The organism is Polymorphobacter fuscus (assembly GCF_011927825.1).
In the GTDB taxonomy this organism is placed as follows: Bacteria; Pseudomonadota; Alphaproteobacteria; order Sphingomonadales; family Sphingomonadaceae; genus Sandarakinorhabdus; species Sandarakinorhabdus fusca.
In genome coordinates, this window is the sequence record NZ_JAATJI010000001.1 from 956,853 (window position 1) to 976,097 (window position 19,245).

The window sequence follows — 19,245 nt, forward strand, 5'->3', positions numbered from 1 at the left end:
TCGTTCTGCGATCAGGCGAGCGATGCGCGGGCGGGCGCCCGGTCATGTGGCGCCAGCCGGCGCGCGGCTGCCACGAAGCCGGCGACGACGACCAAGGCCACGGGGGTGTTCATGATCATCGGCAACGACATCTCGTTGTTGCCGACGATCGACACGGCGATGAAGATCGCAGTGCCCTCCTGCCGCATCAGATGCTCGATGCCGATCGCAACGCCTTCCCGGCGCCCGAAGCGCATCAGCCGGACACTGGCCAGCACGACGGCAAGCGTGATCAGGTTGATGGCAAGGGTGATCCAGAACAGCGCGCCAAGGTTGACCCGCAACACGGCGATCTGATCGGCGAGTATGAAGCCGAAGGCGGTGAACAGCACTGCGGTCGCGCCGAGCTTGATCGGCCCCTTAATCCGGGAAGCAAGGTCCGGATGCAGCGCGCGAACGACAAAGCCCGTCGCCACCGGCAGCACCGTTATCGAAAAAATGTCCCACGCAAAGGCGCCGAGCGGGACCACCACATCGGCCTCCAGCCCCATGAAGTGCAGGATGGCGAAATGCGCGTAAAACGGCACGACGATGATATAGATCATGCTCAGCACCAGCGTCAGCGACATCGACAGCGCCAGGTCGCCGCGGGCCAGGTCGGTGAACAGGTTGGACAACATCCCCCCCGGCGTCGTCGCCAGCAGGATGAAGCCCACGGCCAGCGCCGGCGTCGGCGCCACCGTCACCGCCATCGCCAGCCCGATCAGCGGCGGCACCACCATCATGCTGGCAACCCCGAACACCAGCGCCCGGCGGTTGCGCACGACGGTGCGGAAATCCGCCGCGGTCAACGACAGCCCCATCGCCACCATGACACAGACCAGCGATCCCGGCAGCAGCCAGTCACCGATCAGCGCCATCATCTCCGCATAGTCCATTGCGTCGCCCTGGTTGTTGCCGGCTCAGGCGGTTTCGATGGTCAGGCGACAGGCACCGTTGCGGCGGATCGTTCGGAAATCTTCCTGCGCACGCGCCAGGTCGCCGGCAACGATCCGCGCACAGACATTGGCCTTGATCCAGCCGAACGGCATCAGCAGCCGCCCCCCGCGGTCATAGAACAAGCCGATGTCGTAGAAATCGCCCGGCGGCAGCCCCTTGATGCTGCCGGCCGCGAGATGGGCGAGAACAATCTCCCCGGCTTCGGGAAAGGCGGTAGCGTTTTCCTCCGGGATCGCTGGAGCATCGAAATCGTTCGACAGGATCGACGCCGGGATCGGGACCGAAATCTCCGGCCCCGTCCAGATCGCATGGACGGCGTCGAACGTCGCGCTCCGGCGCGCCAGCCCCCACAGGAAATCGCAGGATTGCGGCGCCTCGGCATCCAGAAGCAGGCATTGCGCCGACAGTCCGGACCGTGGCTCGGTGAAACGGATATGGCGGGTCACGGCTTCGGCTCCGGCTTGAGGTGCGAATCGAAGAAGGCAGTCATCTTCTTGAAGGCAAAGCGCGTCTGCGCGAGGTTGTCGCTCGCCCAGGCATGGTTGCCGCCTGGCAGCGTCACCAGTTCGAACGGCTGTTCGCCGGCGATCAGACGCTGGGAAAAGGCGGCCGTGTCCGAATAGAGCACCACCGGATCGCGGGTGCCGTGAATGATCATCAACGGATCGACGATGGCACGGCTCTGGTAGAGCGGTGACTGCGCCGCGTATCGCCCGGGCATGTCGGCGCCGGTCGGGGGCCCCATGATCCACATTTCGGACGGATAGGCGTGCCAGACATTGGACGCCGGTGCCCCGGCGATGCCCGCGGCATAGACCCCCGGCTTCTTGGCCAACGACATCAGCGTCATCAACCCGCCATAGCTCGACCCCCAGATCCCCACCCGCTTCGGATCGACATAGCCCTTGGCGACCAGATGGCGGACACCGCTTTCAAGATCGTTGATGTCGGTTTCGCCATAGCTGTGGTGCTGGCCCTCGCGCTGCACCCGGCCCTGCCCCCAGCTGCCGCGCACATTGACGTTGAGCAGGATATAGCCCTGCCCGACCAGATACTGGTCCAGCCCCCAGGTCGGATGGGCGCGCCGCCCGCCCCATTGGTTGCGCACGACGTCGGAATAGACCGACCCGACAATTAACGGATAGCGTTTCGCCGGGTCGTAGTTCGCCGGCAGGCTGACCCGCGCCACCAGCGGCGTGCCGTCGACATGGCTGGGAAAGGTCATGTAGCGGACATCGGCCCAGCGCTGGGCCTGGAATTCCGGGCGCGGCGACCGGGTCACAGCCACCGCGGGGCCGCCCCTGGCCAGATCCACCAGCACCAGTTCCGGCGGGGTCGAATCGTTGCTGAAAAAGCTCGCGGCATGGCCGAACTGCGGGGCGTACACCGGGACATGGGTGCCAGGCGTCGCCGGGCTGACGCGCGTCACCGCGCCGCCGCCGGCCGGCACGCGATAGATCTGCCGCTCGGCCAGATGCGCCGCATTGGAAAGGAAATAGATCTGGCCATGGTCGGCATCGACCGTGAACGAGGCCACTTCCCAACGGCCATCGGTCAATCGCCGCGGTCGCGAATTCGCCGTCTTCTGGTGGTGCAACTGAAAATAGCCGTCACGATCGGTGAGGATGATCAGTCCGTCGTCGCCGGGGGCCCATTCGACCTGCCAGTCGGGCCGCACGTGCAGCGGGTCGTGCCAGCTGTAGAAGGGCTGGCGCTCGCCGCTGGCAACGTCGTGAACCGTGATGCGATGGGTCTTTGCTTCCAGGTCGGAGGCGTTGATGAACAGCCGGCGGCCGTCGCGCGACAGCCCATAGTTCCAGACCAGGTCGCGCGGGTCGGCCGGCGCGTGGAACCGCACCGCCCCCGATGCCAGGTCGACGGTGCCGATGCGATCGCGCGTCGTCTCGTCTCCCGGAAAGGCGCGGGCAACGCGGTTGTTCTGCAATTTGCCGTCGGCATAATAGAAGATATCGCGTTCGGGCATCAGCCGATCGTCGGCCTCGTCGAAGGCGATGGTGCGGCCATCATGCGCCCATTGGAAGTCCTTGACATAAACCCTTGCGTCATCGCCGCCGGCAAGGCGCCGCGCCGCCGTCGCCGCGGTCGCCCCCGCATCGCGCACATGAAGGACGCCGCCGCGTGCCGTTCCACCGTCGATGCCCGGCATGTCGGACACGAACGCCAGCGTCCGGCCATCGGGCGATAGCGCCAGTTGCCGCACCGACGGCAGTCCGGGCTCGATGCGGGTCACCGTGCCATCGCTGCCGCGCAGATACAGGCCGCCGGCCAGCACATAGGCGAGGCGGCCGCCGCCCAGATCGACCACCTCCGCAATGCCTATCGCTTCTGCGTCGCCGGCACTGTCCGCTGCCCGCGTCAGCCGCGATGTCGTGCCACCGGCGACCGCGTGTACCCAGATGTCGCGAAAGCGGCGCCCCTCATCGTTCCACAGGAACAGCACCCGCGACCCGTCCGCTGCCCAGCTATAGCCTTCCGGCGGCGTTCCGATGATGCTTTGCGGCTGATAGAGCGCGTCGATCGACAGGGTGGTGCCGGCCACCGGGGCCTTTGCCGGCTGGGCGGCGACGCCCGGCACGGCGAGCCCCAGCACCATCAGAAAAGCGCCCATGCGGCGCAGCAACGACATTCCAGCAAGCCCCCGCCCGAACGATTTGTCCCACCCAAAGACGTGTGATTTTGGTCACAATATGGAATGGCGGTCAAGGCGCATCGGCGCCGCCGCTACAGTTTGCCGAAAAAGCGCGTCAGCCGGTCCATCGCCTCGATCAGCCGGTCCTCCGATACCGAGCCGAAACACACCCGCAGATGCCCCTCGCCGGCCGGCCCGTAAAAGCACCCGGCTTCGGTCACCACATGCGCCTCATTGAGGATCCGCATCGCCAGTTCGGTCGAAGATCGCCCGGTGCCGCTGATGTCGGGAAAGGCATAGATGGTGGCCTGCGGCGTGGCGCACGTCACCCCCGGCAGGGTGTTCAACGCCGCCACGACGATGTCACGCTTGCGCCGATCGGCGGCGACCATGGCGTGCATCGGCGCCGGCGGCCCGTTGACGGCGGCGAGCGCCCCTTCCTGGACGAAGACGTTGACATGGGTGACGTCGGTCATGGTGATCCGCATCAGCGCCGGCATCAGCGCCCGGTCGGCGGCCAGATAGCCGATGCGCCAGCCATCCATCGAATAGGCCTTGGTAAAGGCAAAGCAGCTGATCGTGCGCGCGCGCATCCCGGGCAGGCTGGCGATGCTGACATGCTGCGCGTCGTCGTAGGTGATATGCTCATAGACTTCGTCTGACAGCACGATCAGGTCATGGGCGATCGCCAGATCGGCGACATGCTGAAGCTCGGCGCGGGTATAGACTCGCCCGGTCGGATTGGCCGGGTTGATCAGCACGATCATCCGCGTCCGCGGCGTGATCGCCGCCGCGATCGCGGCGCGGCTGATGGCAAAGCCGTTCGCCGCATCGAGCGGCACCGTGACCACGCGCCCGCCGGCGAGTTCGGTCTTGCCGACATGCTGCGGATAATAGGGTTCGAGCAGGATGACCTCGTCGCCCGGGTCGATCGCGGCCATGAAGGCGGCAAACGACGCATGCGTCAGCCCGTTGGTGACCAGCACCTCATCAACGTCGTAATCAAGTCCGTTGAAATCGCGCAGCTTGGCCGCCAGCGCCGCGCGCAGCGCCAACGTGCCGCGGAAATCGCCATAGTGAACGATCCCGGCATCGAGTGCGGCCTTGGCCGCTTCCTTGATGTGCGCCGGTGTGTCGGCATGCGGCCGGCCGAACTCGAGGTGGATCAGGTCGACCCCCAGCGCATCGAGCCGAAGCGCCTCCTCATACATGCCGAAGCTTTTCTTCGACCCCGTGACAAGGCGCTGCGCCGGCCATTTCATCGCTGTTCCCCATTGTTCGCGCCGCGCGTCTCCACCCCCGGGGTCCGCGCTGCAAACCGCAATTGCTGGGATGGCGGGAGGCCTGGCACCTCCCCGTGAACGGTCCTGGTCGGAGCGACAGGATTCGAACCTGCGACCCCTTGACCCCCAGTCAAGTGCGCTACCAGGCTGCGCCACGCTCCGACCGAGCCGCGCGCTTAGGCCAGTCCCGCCGGCGATGCAAGCCGGCGATGCCCGCCCCGATGACTTCGACGTCAGTTCGTTTCCAGATTGTGCGACCGCATCAGGTCGTAAAGCGTCGGCCGGCTGACCCCCAGGATCTTGGCCGCGGTCGACAGGTTGTTCTGCGTGCGCGCCAGCACCCGCCGGATCGCCATGCGATCGGCGGCGTCGCGTGCCGCCTTCAACGACAGGCTGGCGAGGTCCTCGTTCTTGCCGAGGTCGAGATCCGACGCCGTCAATCGCGACGATTCGGCCATGATCACGGCGCGCTTCATGCGATTTTCCAGCTCGCGGACATTGCCCGGCCAGCCGTGATCGCTGATCGCGGCAACGGCGTCGGGCGTCAGGCCCTTGAAGCTGCGCTGGTTCTCGCGCGAATATTTGGCAAGGAAATGATGCGCCAGCAGCACCGCATCGCCCGGCCGTTCGGCGAGCGTCGGAATGCGCACGACGATTTCCGCCAGCCGGTAGAACAGATCCTCGCGGAACCGCCCGGCTGCGATCATCGCCTCCAGATTCTGGTGGGTGGCGCAGACGATCCGCACATCGACCGGGATGGGCTTGCGCCCGCCGATCCGCTCGATCACCCGTTCCTGCAGGAAGCGCAGCAGCTTGACCTGCAGCGGCAGCGGAATGTCGCCGACTTCGTCCAGGAACAGCGTGCCGCCCTCGGCGAGCTCGATCTTGCCTTCCTGGGTCTTCACGGCGCCGGTGAAGGCGCCGCGCTCATAGCCGAACAGCTCCGATTCGAGCAGATTCTCGGGGATGGCGGCACAGTTGATGGCGATGAACGGCTTTGCCGCGCGCAGGGAGGCCTTGTGAAGGCCATGCGCCAGCAGTTCCTTGCCGGTGCCGCTGGCGCCGAGCAGCATCACAGATACCTGTGCCGTGGCGACGCGCTCGATCATCCGCGCCACCTTCATCATTTCGGGTGCGCCGGTGATGATGCCGCCCAAGACATTGCCCGCCTGCAGCGTCTCTTCCAGACGGCGGTTTTCCGCCTCCAGGTCGGCGACATGGAACGCCCGCCGCACGATCAGCCCCAGCTCGTCGATATCGACCGGCTTGGCATAGAAGTCGAACGCGCCCTCGGCGATCGCACGGCGAGCGCTTTCGCGAGCGCCATGGCCGGACGCGACAATGACCTTGGTTCCCGGCGCCATGCGCAGGATCGCATCGAGCGTCGCAAAGCCTTCGGTCACACCATCGGGATCGGGCGGCAGCCCCAGGTCGAGCGTCACCACCGCCGGGCTGTGCGCGCGCACCGCGTCGATCGCCGCCTGGCGGTCACCGGCGATGATCACCTCATAATGTTCGTAGGACCAGCGCAACTGGCGCTGCAGCCCTTCGTCGTCCTCGACGACCAGCAGCTTCTGCATCGCCATCACTGCGCCGCCACGGCAAGTGCTGCGTCGGCAAGCGGCAGCACGATGCGAAAATTGCTGCCCTGCCCCTCGCGGCTTTCGACTTCCAGCCGGCCGCCGTGCGACCGGGCGATCTCGCGCGCTTCATAGGCGCCGATGCCGAAGCCCCCCGGCTTGGTCGAACGAAACGGCTTGAACAGCTCCTGCGCGATGAAGCGTTGCGACATGCCGGTGCCGCGATCGGCGACATCGATGACGGCACTGCCGCCGTCCCGCCGCGCGGTCAGCGTGATCGGTGCCTCGGGGTCCGACGCGTCGATGGCATTTTGTACCAGATGCAACAACAATTGTTCGATCCGCCCCGAATCACCGAAGATGGTCAGTTCGCCGTCCATCGTTTCGTCACCACCCACATGCAACGTCAAAGGCCTATGGGCAAGGCGCTTGATGGCGACGACCTGGCGAAGCAGCTCGAGCAGCGCCACGCGCTCCGCCACCGCCTCGCCGCGCGCCGTGACGCGCGGCGCCAGCCGGGCGAGCAGGTCGTTCATCTTGCCGACCGAGCTTTGCAGGGTCGCCACCATATCGGCACGAAACGCCGGGTTGTCGGCATGGCGCTCGGCGTTGCGCGCCACCAGCGACAACTGGCTGACGAGGTTCTTGATATCGTGGATGATGAAGGCGAACCGGCGATTGAACTCCTCGAACTTGCCGGCCTCGTCGAGCGCCACCTGCGTCGAGCTTTCGGCAATATAGCTGGCCGCCTGCCGACCCAGGGTCCGCAACAGGTCGAAATCCTCCCAGTTGAGCGCGCGATCGACCATGCTGCGCTCCAGCACCAGAAAGCCGGCAAGCGAATCGAGGTGGATCAGCGGCACGCCGAGCCAGATGCGCCGGTCGGCGACCGCCCAATAGGGCAGGATGACATCGTCATAATCGCCGAAATCGGCGCGCATCTCGTCGAAATCGATGACCCGCTGCCGCGACGCGAGGAACCGCGCCATGCCGCTGTCATGCGGCACCGGGGCGACATTGCCGGCCTTCAGATGCCATTCCGCCGCCGGCGTCAGCGCCACATCGTCGGGGATCAGCAACACCCCGCCCGGCGAATCGACCACCGCGCACACGGCCTGGATGACGCGCTCCTGCAACGTGCCGGCGCTGGTGCCGGTCTGCGACACGGTGGCGATGAAGCGCGGCCATTCCTGCCGATAATCATATTTATAGGCAAAGAAGTTCTTGGCGATGGTCACCCGCAGCGCCGCGCGGAAACGCGGGCTGAACAGCACGACGAACCCCAGGATGATCGTCGCGAACAGGAAACTGACCTGCAGCAACAGCCCCCAGTTGCCGCCCGCCAGCCGCAGGCCATAGGCCAGCGCCGCCATGGCGATGAGGTAGAAGCCGATCATCGTGAAGCTGAGCGTGTGGAACACCACCTGCCGCGATACCTGCACCCGCGCCACCCAGGCCTCGCGCGCCGACAACAGCAGCAGCGGCACGGTGATGCTGTTGGCGGCGCCGCGGATGTTGAACAGGTCGGGGGAGACCGGCGGCAGCAGGAAGGCGAGCGTGTAGAGATTGAGATCGTAGACGAGGATGCCGCCCACCCCGATGGCCAGCATCCGGCCGCCGCTGCGCCCCGACGCCGCGCTCTGCAGGTAAAGATTGTGCGCCATCACCAGGCCCGACATCGCGACCGTCAGCCTTGAAATGATGAACAGCTGGCCGATGGCGGTCTGCTGGCCTTGCTGGGCGCTGTCCGCCACGCCCAGCGCATCGAGCACGAGCTGCAGCGCGACGACGAACCCCAGCCCGCCGGCGATCAGGAACGACAGCCGGCCGCGCTGGTCGAGCTGCCAGCTGGGGCGCAGCACGACGAGCAGAAAGGCGATCCACGTCGTGCTGCGAACGGTTTCGGCAAGGGTCAGCGCGCGCATGGCCACGGCATCGCCGCGCACGGCGAACACGAACACCAGGGCCCAGCCGGCTGTCAGGGCCGCCGCCACCGCCAGCAGATACGCCATCCGGCGATGCTGGCGAAACGTCGCCGCGATCGCCAGCGACGCGAAGCTGAAGGCGGCAACGACATGGCTGATCAGGCCGACATCGGTCAGCACCATTGCGCGTAATCCGAATGAGACCCCGAACCGATCATGAGTCGCACATTAGCCCCAGCCGCCACCACAGGCCAGCGTCCAGAAAATCACCGACCTTGCTGATAATAAGCAGGCTTGTTATATTCGACGGATGTCTGACAGTCTCGGCGTTCTGATCACCGATTCCGGCCGTTTGCTGCGCCGCCGCTTCGACCGCAGCGCGCGCTGTCTGGGTGTCAGCCGGGCGCAATGGCAGGTGCTGTTCGTGCTGTCGCGCACCGAAGGCATCAACCAGGCCGGCCTCGCCGAAGCGCTCGATGTCGAAACCATCACCGTCGGTCGCATGGTCGACAGGCTCGCCGATGCAGGGCTCGTCGAACGCCGCGCCGACCCTGCCGATCGCCGCGCCTGGCGCCTGCATCTGACCGAGCGTGCCCACCCCATTCTCGCCGAACTGCGGCTGGTTGCCGACCAGGTCATGGACGAGATGCTGGGCGGCTTCGACGCGCAGGAACGCGCCGCGCTCGCCGATCTGCTGGGCCGCGTTCGTGCCAATCTGTCGCCGCGCGCGCCGGTGCCCGGCGACCAGCCGGCGGCACAGGCCGGGGGGTCGCGGTGATGAACGCGCGCATCGATCCGGATACGCTGGAACCGGTGCGCAACCGCTGGCGCCGGCCACTGCTGATGCTGGCACTGCCACTGGTGCTGGTGGCAGCCGGGCTGTGGCTGTGGCTGACCGGCGGCCAGTCGGTCACCACCGACAATGCCTATGTCCAGCAGGACAAGGTATCGATCAGCAGCGATGTCACCGGCCGCGTCATCGCCGTCGGCGCCCGCGAAAGCCAGAAGATCCGCCGCGGCGACCTGCTCATCCGCATCGATCCGCGGCCGTTCGAAATCGCGCTGGCGCAGGCGGAGGCCAATCTTGCCGCCGCCCGGCTGCAGGCCGCCGAACTGCGTTCCGGCACCACCGGCAAGACCGCCGATGTGGCCGGCAAGCGCGATGCCGTCACCTTCGCGCGGCAGGAACTGGACCGCCAGCAGACGCTGCTCAAGGATGGCTTTACCACCCGCGCCCGCGTCCAGTCGGCCGAATATGCAATGGCCAAGGCCGTATCGGAGCTGAACTCGGCGGTCGCCGACGAAGCCAGCGCCCGCGCGGCCGCCAATGGCGCCGGCACCGGCACCCACCCGCTGGTGCTTTCGGCCATGGCGGCGCGCGACAAGGCGGCGTTCGAACTGTCGCGCACCGAAGTGCGCGCGCCGTCGGACGGCATTGCCAGCCAGACCAGCAAGGTGCTGCCGGGCCAAGTGCTGGTGTCGGGCATTCCGACGATGTCGCTGGTGCTGAGCGGGCGGCGCTGGATCGAGGCCAATTTCAAGGAAACCGACCTCGAACACATGCGCGTCGGTCAACGCGCCACCGTCAAGCTCGATGCCTATCCCGGCCAGCCGATCGCCGGCCGGGTGGAGAGCATCGGCGCCGGCACCGGCAGCGAATTTTCGGTCCTGCCGGCGCAGAATGCCACCGGCAACTGGGTCAAGGTCGTCCAGCGCGTTCCGGTTCGCATCGCCCTGCCCGATGATGCCCCCGGCGCCCCGGCGGTGCCGCTGATCGCCGGCCTGTCCGCCAAGGTCACGGTGGAAACCCCCAAGTGACGCCCGGTCGTTCCGGTCCCGCCTGCGGGGGCGGGCAATAATGGCCACGGCCGCTCCTGCCATCCCGGATCGCGCGCCGGCCAGTCCCCTCGTCATCACCCTCGTCGTCATGCTCGGCACCTTCATGACGGTGCTCGATTCGACCATCGCCAATGTGGCGCTGCCGCACATGCAGCCGTCGCTGGGCGCGGCCAGCGACACCATCTCCTGGGTGTTGACGAGCTATATCGTCGCCACCGCCATCGCCACGCCGGTTACCGGCTGGCTCGCCGCCAAGATCGGCCGGCGCCAGTTGTTCCTCTATTCGGTTGCCGGCTTCACCATCGCCTCGATGGCGTGCGGCGTTGCCCAGTCGCTCGAACAGATGGTGTTGTTCCGCATGGTCCAGGGTGCCGCCGGCGCCTTTCTGGCGCCGCTCGGGCAATCCTATGTCCTCGATGTCTGGCCACAGGCCAAGCACGGCAAGGCGATGGCCTGGTGGGGGGTCGGTATCATGGTCGGGCCGATCCTGGGTCCGGTCATCGGCGGCTGGCTGACCGAAAGCTTCGACTGGCGCTGGGTGTTCTTCATCAACCTGCCCTTCGGCATCCTCACCTTCCTGTGGGCGGCGGCGGTGCTGCCGCGCGTCGAAAGCGCCGCCCGGCGCTTCGACCTGCTCGGCTTCGGCCTGCTCGCCGTGGGCGTCGGCGCGCTGCAGCTGTGCCTCGACCGCGGCCAGCAGCTCGACTGGTTCGCCAGTTGGGAGGTGTGCATCGAAGCCGGCATTGCCGCCGCCGCGCTCTGGGCCTTCGGCGTCCATGTGATGACGGCGAACAACGCCCTGATCGACCGGCGCATGCTGAAGGATCGCAACGTCATGACCGGCTTTGCCTTCATCACGCTCGTCGGGCTGTTGCTCGTCGGCACCACGGCGCTGCTGCCGACGATGCTGCAGAATCTGTTCGGCTATCCGGTCATCGCCACCGGCATGCTGCAGATGCCGCGCGGCATCGGCATGATGATGGCGATGATGGGCGCCGGCCAGATCCTCGGCCATGTCGATGCCCGCGCGCTGATTGCCGGCGGGCTGGTCATGTCGGCGGTGTCGATGTGGCTGATGATGCAGTTTTCGCCGGTGATGGATGCGACACCGTTCATGGTGTCGGGGTTCCTGCAGGGCGCCGGCCTCGGCCTCATCTTCGTGCCGCTCAACACGCTGGCCTTCGCCACCCTGCCGCCCGACCTGCGCACCGATGCCGCCGGCTTCTACATGCTGCTGCGCAATCTCGGCGGCTCGATCGGCATCAGCCTGACGGTCGGCGTGCTGGCACGCCAAGCGCAGATCAGCCACGCCGATCTCGGGTCGCACCTGACCACCGCTGGTGTGCCCTGGGCCGATGCCGGCCTCGGCAAGGCCCTGGGCAGCGACGCCATCGTCGCCATGCTCGACGCCACCGTCAACAAACAGGCAGCGATGATCGCCTATCTCGACGTCTTCACACTGATGTTCTGGATCACCATCGCGATGATGCCGCTGCTGCTGCTGCTGCGCCGGCCAAAAATGGCAGGTCCGGCGGTGCATCTGGCGGATTAGGTCGACCGCAGCCGCAATGATCGGCATAAGGCGCCCAGCCACAGGAGCCCGATCATGTCCTTCTCCCTCTACGACGCCGTCGTCCCCTCGAACCTGCAAATCCTCGGCGCGGTCGATGGCCTGCTCGACAAGGCCGCGGCGTTCGCCACGGCGCACGGCCGTTCGGAGGCCGACCTGATCGACGCCCGGCTGGCCCCCGACATGCTGCCCTTCGGCTATCAGGTGAAATCCTGCGCCGCCCACTCGATCGGCGGCATCGAAGGCGTGCGCGCCGGCAGCTTTTCCCCCGACCGGTCGGCGTGGCCGACCGATTTCGCCGGCCTCCACGACGTCCTGCATACCGCCATGGACAGCCTCAAGGCGATCGAACGCGACACCTTCGACAGCCTCGCCGACAGCGAGACGGCCTTCACCTTCGGCGAGACCCGCATGCCCTTCACCGGCGCCAACTTCCTGCTGTCCTTCTCGCAGCCCAACTTCTATTTCCACGCCACGACCGCCTATGCGATCCTGCGGGCGCAGGGCGTCAAGATCGGCAAGCGCGACTTCATGGGCGTCCCGCGCATCAAGCGATAGCACTGCCGGCAACCCGTCCACACGGGAACTTGATCGCCCCGGAAACCTCGCCTATGCGCTGCCCGCAACGAATGCTGCATCGCAGCAAATGCAAGGGCGCTGCACATGGCTGATCCCATCCTCGTCGACCTCGCCCTGCAGGGCGGCGGCAGCCACGGCGCCTTTTCCTGGGGCGTCATCGACCGGATGCTGGAGGAGGATGATTTCCGGCTGGAGGGCATTTCGGGCACCTCCGCCGGCGCGATGAACGCGGCCGTCCTTGCCTGCGGGTTGACGGCCGGGGGCCGCGACGGTGCCCGCGCCGCACTCGAAACCTTCTGGAAAAAGGTTGCCGACGGCGCCCGCTTCAGTCCGTTCCAGCGCAGCCCGCTCGACGTCATCCTCGGCCGCTGGTCGCTCGATTATTCGCCGATGTATCTCGCTGCCGAAGCGATGTCGCGGCTGGTCTCCCCCTATGACCTGCCGATCACCGCCAACCCGCTGGCGAAGATCCTGGAGGACACGCTCGATTTCGACCGGCTCGTCCATTCGCCGATCAAGCTGTTCATCACCGCCACCAATGTCCGCACCGGTCGCGGCCGGGTGTTCCGCAATGCCGACATCACCCCCCAGGTCCTGATGGCGAGCGCCTGCCTGCCGACGATGTTCCAGGCCGTGGAGATCGACGGCGAATTCTATTGGGATGGCGGCTATTCGGGCAACCCGACGATCACGCCGCTGGTTCGCGAATGCCGGTCGCGCGACACCATGCTCGTCCAGATCAACCCGGTGCGGCGCGAAGCGGTGCCGACGACGGCGCGCGATATCGTCAACCGGTTGAGCGAAGTCTCCTTCAACGCCGTGCTGCTGAAGGAACTGCGGATGATCGCCCTGCTCCGGCAGGTGGCCGAGGCCGATCACGACCATTCCGACTGCGAGACCGCCCGCTGGGCCGGCATGCGCATCCACCGCATCGCCAGTGCGACCGTCGATGCGCTTGGTTCATCGTCGAAGATGAATGCCGAATGGCCGTTCCTGACCATGTTGCGCGATGAAGGCCGCAAGTCCGCCGATGCCTTCCTCGCTGCCCACCGCGGCGATGTCGGGGTGCGGTCGACCTTCGATATCGACGAACTGGTCGACGAAGGCTGACACTATGGGCCTGCTCGGCATCCTTCTCGGCCTCGCTGTCCTCATCTGGTTCGCCTATCGCGGCTGGAGCGTGCTGCTGCTCGCCCCCGTCGCCGCCATGGTCGCGGCGCTGCTCTCCGGCCAGCCGCTGCTGGCGCACTGGACACAGACATTCATGGGTTCGGCCGCCGGCTTCATCGCGCAATTCTTCCCGATGTTCCTGCTCGGCGCGCTGTTCGGCAAGATGATGGACGACAGCGGCTCGGTCAGCGCCATCGCGGCCTGGATGACCGACAAGCTCGGCGTCAGGCACGCCATCCTCGCCGTCGTCCTTGCCGGCGCGATGGTGACCTTTGGCGGCGTCAGCCTGTTCGTTGCCTTCTTTGTCATCGTGCCGATGGCGCAGACGCTGTTTCGCGCCGCCGGAATCCCGGGCCGGCTGATCCCGGCCGCGGTCTCGCTGGGCACCTCGTCCTTCACCATGTCGGCCCTGCCCGGCACCCCCAGCATCCAGAACGCCATCCCGATGCCGTTCTTCGGCACCACGCCCTTCGCCGCCCCCGGCCTCGGCCTCATCGCCTCGGCGATCATGCTCGGCTTCGGCCTGTGGTGGCTGGGGCTGCAGGCCAGCGCCGCACAGCGCGCCGGTGAAGGCTATGGCGCTGCGGACACCGACCCGATGATCGCCGCCCGCGACCCGCTGGTGCGCGAACGCGCCACCACGGCGCGCGATTTCGACCCCGCCGAAATCGGCCATGGCGCCGCCACCGCCGCCCTGCCGCCGGTGTGGCGCGCGGCCTTGCCGCTGGTCATCGTCATCGCCGCCAATGTGCTGATGTCGCTCGTCATCCTGCCGCGGGTCGATGCCGATTTTCTGGCGCTGCCCGAATGGGGCGAAACCTCGCTCGCCGGCGTCGGCGGTGTCTGGTCGGTGATCGTCGCGCTGCTTGCCGGCATCGCCGCGCTGCTGCTGCTCAGCCGCGATCGGCTGCCGGCGCTGCGCCAGACGATGGACGCCGGCGCCAACGCATCGGTGCTGCCGGCGCTCGCCGTCGCCAGTCTCGTCGGCTTCGGCGCCGTCGTCGCGGCGCTGCCGGCCTTTGCCGCGGTGGCGGACTGGGTGCTGACGCTGGGCGGCGGCCCGCTCGTCTCGCTCGCTGTCGCCGTGAACATCCTCGCCGCGCTCACCGGCTCCGCATCGGGCGGCCTCACCATCGCCCTCGACGCGCTCGGCGCGACCTATATGGATCTCGCCGCCGACCTCGGCCTGTCGCCCGACCTTCTCCACCGCGTCGCCGTCATTTCCGCCGGCACGCTCGACAGCCTGCCGCACAATGGCGCGGTGGTGACGCTGCTCGCCGTCTGCGGCATGAAGCACGGCGACAGCTATGTCGATCTCGCCATCGTCTCGATCGGCGGCGCCCTGCTCGCGCTTGTCGCGGTCATTGCGCTCGGATCGGTGTTCGGCGCGTTCTGATGCAAGGGAGTTTGCCTGTGCTTACCGACAAGACCGCCATCGTTACCGGCGCCGCCAGCGGCATCGGCCGGGAAATCGCCCGGCAATTCTTCGATGCCGGCGCCAGGGTCGCCATCGCCGACCTCAATATCGATGGCGCCAACGCCGTCGCTGCCGAATTCGATCCCAGCGGCGCCCGCGCCATGGGCGTCGCCATGGACGTGACCAGCGAAGCCGCCGTCGACGCCGGCATCGACGCCGTCGCGCAGCGTTTCGGCGGCATCGACATATTGGTGTCAAACGCCGGCATCCAGATCGTCGCGCCGGTTGAAAATTTCGCCTTTGCCGATTGGCAGAAGATGCTCGCCATCCACCTCGACGGGGCCTTTCTGACCACCCGCGCCTGCCTGCGGCACATGTATGCGCAGGGGCGCGGTGGCAGCATCCTCTACATGGGCTCGGTCCATTCCAAGGAAGCCTCGGTGCTCAAGGCCGCCTATGTCACCGCCAAGCACGGTCTGCTCGGCCTGGCGCGGGTCGTCGCCAAGGAAGGCGCGGCCCATGGCGTGCGGACCAACGTCATCTGCCCCGGCTTCGTGCGCACGCCGTTGGTCGACAAGCAGATCCCCGAACAGGCCGCCAAGCTCGGCATCAGCGAGGAAGACGTCATCAAGAACGTCATGCTCAAGGCGACGGTCGACGGCGAATTCACCACCGTCGACGATGTGGCGCGCACCGCGCTGTTTCTCGCAGCCTTTCCGACCAATGCCTTGACCGGCCAATCGATTATCGTCAGCCACGGTTGGTTCATGGAATAGCTTGCGTCGGCCACCGGCGATGAATTAGTTGCGGGTCCGATATGGCTCGCGGACTGCAGCGTCGCCATCGCCGGGGGAGCCATGCCGATGCTCGACGTCGAGACTCTGAAAGCCGCTGCCGGCGACCCGGCCGTCGGCCCGGAACTGCGCGGCGAAGTCGAATTCGGCGAGATCGAGGAGGCCCCGCGCGGCTTCGGTTCGATGAGCGCCGGCGACCTGCGCAAGGTCATCGCCCAGTGCGCCGCGCTGTTCGCGCGCAGCAAGGACCAGACTCCCGCGATCGTCGCACTCGAAGCCGCCGCTCGCCTCGGCGACCTCGCCGAAATGCGCAATGCCCTGGCCCTGATCGAGCATCTGATCACCGACCATTGGGAGGATTACCACCCCGGCCCCGCCGACGAGATGGGGGACGCCCGCGTCAACGAACTGGCAGCGCTGAAGCGCCGCGCCGCGCTGCTGCTGCCGCTGTCGAAACTGGCGCTTGCCCGGCTGCCCGGACCCGGCGACATCGGCTTCACGATCGGCATGATCAAGGTCGCCACCGCCCCGGTCGCGGCCTGGGGGGAAGAAGACGAGACCCGGCTCGCGGAGATGGTCGAAAAGGGCAGCGCCACCCGCATCGACGCCGATATCCAGCGCCAGCAGCGCGAACGCGGCCGGGTGCTGCGCGGCATCGCCCGCCACCTGTCACCATCCGCCCGCGCTGCCGATTCGGACGCCAACATCAGTTTCGAGGACCTTGGCGAGATTGCCGACGCCGCCAATGTCGCGCGCGCCATTGTCGGGCAGATCGCCGCGGCGGCTGGGCCATTATCCGAATTCGGTGACGCGCTGCTCGGCATCGACGAGATTTTCCAGGGCCGGCTCGGCAACAGCCCGGGGTTGAGCACCGTCGGCAGCGAAGCCTATGCCATGGCGCGCGCCTGCGAGGCCTTTGCCGAAACCTTTGCCGAACCCGAGCCCGGCGCAGCAGCCGCGCCCGTGGACGAGGCCCCCGCCGCCGTTGCGGCCGGCACCGCGCCGCCGCGCGCCGCGGCGCTGGGGCTCGATTCGGTGCGCAATCGCGCCGATGTGATTACTGCTATGGATTCCATCATTCGTTACTATACCGATAACGAACCCGCGAGCCCGGTTCCGGTCATGCTGCGCCGCGTGCGAAACTGGGTAAACAAGGATTTTCTTGAGGTTATGCGCGATATCGCGCCGGCGCAGGCCGACGAGCTGACACGGCTATTGGTCTCTCCCGAATATTGATATAGGGTAGAAACGTTCGATGGGGATTCGAACGGGGGATCGGCAATGGCACAGACCAGCACAAAGTTTATCAAACGGAATCGCCCGCCACGTGTCCATATTGAGTATGAGGTTCAGACTTATGGGGCATCTGAAAAGGTCTCCCTGCCGTTTGTAATGGGCGTGCTCTCCGACCTGTCGGGCAAGTCGGAAAAAGAAAAGAAGGAGATGCCCGACCGCGATTTCACCGATGTCACCATGGACAATTTCGGTGAGTTCCAGAAAAGCATCGCGCCGCGTGCCGCGTTCTTCACCGAAAACAAGCTGACAGGCGAAGGCCAGATGGCAGTTGACTTGACGTTCAACTCGATGGCTGATTTTACACCAGGCAAGGTCGCCGAAAATGTGCCCGCCACTGCCAAGCTGCTCGAGGCGCGGCGCGAACTGTCCGACCTGCTGGCCTATATGGGCGGCAAGGACAAGGCGCAGGACGTTATCGATTCGTTACTGGCCAGTCCCGATCTGCTGAAGACTTTGGCAGCAGAATCGAAGGCCCGCGCCGCCGAGGCGGAATAACAGCTGGCCACGTGCCCGTGCGGTGCCGGGCCGGCTGCTGCCGGGCATCGGCGGCGCTGAAGCGGGCGAGCCCGTCGAGCGACAACAGATCCTGCGAACACATCTGGCGAATGCAGCACGGCTGCAAGGGGAATGGGACATGGCAACTGATCCGAACATGGCTGCGGCCAGCGCGGCTGTAACCGAAACTGTCGATGATTTCGGCGCGCTCCTGATGAAGGAATTCAAGCCGCGCAGCGACGAGGCGAAGACCCGCATCGAAGGCGCGGTGCGCACCCTTGCCGAACAGGCGCTGGAGGGCAGCAATGTCGTCTCGGGCGATGTTATCGGCACCATCGGCGCGATGATCGCCGCCATCGACGCCAAGCTGTCGGAACAGGTCAACGCCATCATCCACCACCCCGAATTCCAGGCGCTGGAATCGGCCTGGCGCGGTCTCGACCACCTCGTGATGAACACGGAAACCGACAAGGACCTCAAGATCCGCGTCATGAACGTGTCGAAGGACGAACTGCGCCGCATGTTCGGCAGCTATCGCGGCGCCGCCTGGGACCAGTCCCCGCTGTTCAAGCGCGTCTACGAAGCCGAATTCGGCCAGCTCGGCGGCGAACCGCTCGGCTGCATGGTCGGCGACTATTATTTCAGCCATGCCAAGACCGATGTCGACGTGCTGGAAGGCATGGCGAAGATCGCCGCCGCTGCCCATTGCCCGTTCGTCTCGGGCACCTCGCCCAATTTGTTCGGCTTCGACAGCTGGCAGGAACTGACCAAGCCGCGCGACCTCGGCGCCATCTTCGGCACCCCCGAATATGGGCCGTGGCGATCGCTGCGCGCCAAGGAAGACACGCGCTATGTCGCGCTGACGATGCCGCGCGTGCTGGCGCGCTCGCCTTATGGTGCGAATGCCGAGCCGGTCGAGGAATTCGCCTTCGAGGAAACCACCGGCGGCGAGCACGACAATTATGCCTGGATGAATGCCGCCTATGCGATGGCGGTGCGCATAAATTCGGCGTTCAAGGACTATGGCTGGTGCACGCGCATCCGCGGCGTCCAGTCGGGCGGGACGGTCGAAAACCTGCCGACGGCGCTGTTCCCCACCGATGAAGGCGCGACCGCGGTCAAATGCCCGACCGAAATCGCCATCAGCGATCGCCGCGAAGGCGAATTGTCGGCGGCCGGGCTGATCTCGCTCATCCACCGCAAGAACACCGACCAGGCAACCTTCATTGGCGCCCAGACGCTCCACCAGCCAAAGGAATATACCGACAAGGGCGCCACCGCCAATTCGCGCATCTCCGCGCGGCTGCCCTATATCTTCACCAGCGCCCGCTTCGCCCATTATCTGAAGTGCATGGTGCGCGACTGGGTGGGCTCGACGCCGACCGTCGACCAGCTTTCGCGCCGGCTCAACGACTGGGTCAACCTCTATGTCGACGGCATGCCCGATGTGTCGAGCGAGGAGCAAAAGGCCCGCCAGCCGCTCAAGGGCGCCGCGATCACCCTCGCCGAAGACGAGGAAAATCCAGGCTATTATCGTGCCAGCTTCGAATTCGTGCCGCATTTCCAGATGGAAGGCATGGACATCACCCTCAGCATGACCTCGCAACTCCGCCAAGCGTCGAAATAAGGCGCATCTTCACCAACCGCATGAACTTGGAAAGGAACGCAC

Annotated in this window: 16 protein-coding genes and 1 tRNA gene; 10 read left to right on the forward strand and 7 right to left on the reverse strand. The window is 66.3% G+C overall.

Annotated features, from left to right (window positions below):
* Positions 1-11: 11 nt before the first annotated feature.
* From GGQ62_RS04630 to prsK, 7 genes are all read right to left on the reverse strand, one after another.
* Positions 12-917 (reverse strand): bile acid:sodium symporter family protein, encoded by a 906-nt coding sequence (locus tag GGQ62_RS04630; protein ID WP_152576276.1) that lies wholly within the window; start codon positions 915-917, stop codon positions 12-14.
* A 24-nt stretch (positions 918-941) separates the two neighbouring features.
* Positions 942-1,424, reverse strand: coding sequence for a DUF3830 family protein (locus GGQ62_RS04635; protein ID WP_167649476.1), 483 nt, complete (start codon positions 1,422-1,424; stop codon positions 942-944).
* Positions 1,421-3,607, reverse strand: a complete 2,187-nt coding sequence (locus GGQ62_RS04640) for a prolyl oligopeptidase family serine peptidase (protein ID WP_167649477.1) — start codon at positions 3,605-3,607, stop codon at positions 1,421-1,423. The genes GGQ62_RS04635 and GGQ62_RS04640 overlap by 4 nt, the downstream gene beginning before the upstream one ends.
* Before the next feature lie 113 nt (positions 3,608-3,720).
* On the reverse strand, positions 3,721-4,890 hold the full coding sequence (locus GGQ62_RS04645; protein WP_152576273.1) for a pyridoxal phosphate-dependent aminotransferase: 1,170 nt from the start codon (positions 4,888-4,890) through the stop codon (positions 3,721-3,723).
* A gap of 106 nt (positions 4,891-4,996) precedes the next feature.
* Positions 4,997-5,073 (reverse strand) — tRNA-Pro (locus GGQ62_RS04650).
* 71 nt (positions 5,074-5,144) lie between these two features.
* Entirely contained in the window at positions 5,145-6,497 is a 1,353-nt protein-coding gene (gene prsR, locus GGQ62_RS04655; protein ID WP_152576272.1) for a PEP-CTERM-box response regulator transcription factor, read from the reverse strand.
* Positions 6,497-8,599: an XrtA/PEP-CTERM system histidine kinase PrsK gene (prsK, locus tag GGQ62_RS04660; protein WP_152576271.1), complete on the reverse strand. Its 2,103-nt coding sequence runs from the start codon at positions 8,597-8,599 to the stop codon at positions 6,497-6,499. Before prsK ends, prsR begins: the two co-directional genes overlap by 1 nt.
* A 127-nt stretch (positions 8,600-8,726) precedes the next feature.
* Here prsK and GGQ62_RS04665 point away from each other — a divergent pair, with 127 nt between their 5' ends.
* The 10 genes from GGQ62_RS04665 to tssC all read left to right on the forward strand — a co-directional run bounded on the left by GGQ62_RS04665 (position 8,727) and on the right by tssC (position 19,203).
* Positions 8,727-9,194 carry a MarR family winged helix-turn-helix transcriptional regulator gene (locus tag GGQ62_RS04665; RefSeq protein ID WP_152576270.1) on the forward strand — a complete coding sequence of 156 codons (468 nt, stop codon included), beginning with the start codon at positions 8,727-8,729 and terminating at the stop codon, positions 9,192-9,194.
* Positions 9,194-10,234 carry an HlyD family secretion protein gene (locus GGQ62_RS04670; RefSeq protein WP_152576269.1) on the forward strand — a complete coding sequence of 347 codons (1,041 nt, stop codon included), beginning with the start codon at positions 9,194-9,196 and terminating at the stop codon, positions 10,232-10,234. The genes GGQ62_RS04665 and GGQ62_RS04670 overlap by 1 nt, the downstream gene beginning before the upstream one ends.
* A gap of 40 nt (positions 10,235-10,274) precedes the next feature.
* Complete coding sequence (locus GGQ62_RS04675) at positions 10,275-11,807, forward strand: DHA2 family efflux MFS transporter permease subunit (RefSeq protein ID WP_167649478.1); 1,533 nt, start codon at positions 10,275-10,277, stop codon at positions 11,805-11,807.
* Positions 11,808-11,861: 54 nt separating this feature from the next.
* Positions 11,862-12,383: a DUF1993 domain-containing protein gene (locus GGQ62_RS04680; protein ID WP_152576267.1), complete on the forward strand. Its 522-nt coding sequence runs from the start codon at positions 11,862-11,864 to the stop codon at positions 12,381-12,383.
* Positions 12,384-12,488: 105 nt separating this feature from the next.
* Entirely contained in the window at positions 12,489-13,514 is a 1,026-nt protein-coding gene (locus GGQ62_RS04685) for a patatin-like phospholipase family protein (protein ID WP_152576266.1), read from the forward strand.
* Positions 13,515-13,518: 4 nt separating this feature from the next.
* Positions 13,519-14,970, forward strand: a complete 1,452-nt coding sequence (locus GGQ62_RS04690; protein ID WP_152576265.1) for a GntP family permease — start codon at positions 13,519-13,521, stop codon at positions 14,968-14,970.
* Positions 14,970-15,767 carry a 3-hydroxybutyrate dehydrogenase gene (locus GGQ62_RS04695; RefSeq protein ID WP_152576264.1) on the forward strand — a complete coding sequence of 266 codons (798 nt, stop codon included), beginning with the start codon at positions 14,970-14,972 and terminating at the stop codon, positions 15,765-15,767. Before GGQ62_RS04690 ends, GGQ62_RS04695 begins: the two co-directional genes overlap by 1 nt.
* 81 nt (positions 15,768-15,848) lie before the next feature.
* Complete coding sequence (locus tag GGQ62_RS04700; RefSeq protein ID WP_152576263.1) at positions 15,849-17,021, forward strand: type VI secretion system protein TssA; 1,173 nt, start codon at positions 15,849-15,851, stop codon at positions 17,019-17,021.
* Positions 17,022-17,066: 45 nt separating this feature from the next.
* Complete coding sequence (gene tssB / locus GGQ62_RS04705) at positions 17,067-17,576, forward strand: type VI secretion system contractile sheath small subunit (protein ID WP_152576262.1); 510 nt, start codon at positions 17,067-17,069, stop codon at positions 17,574-17,576.
* 139 nt (positions 17,577-17,715) lie between these two features.
* Positions 17,716-19,203 carry a type VI secretion system contractile sheath large subunit gene (gene tssC, locus GGQ62_RS04710; RefSeq protein WP_152576261.1) on the forward strand — a complete coding sequence of 496 codons (1,488 nt, stop codon included), beginning with the start codon at positions 17,716-17,718 and terminating at the stop codon, positions 19,201-19,203.
* Positions 19,204-19,245 lie beyond the last annotated feature (42 nt).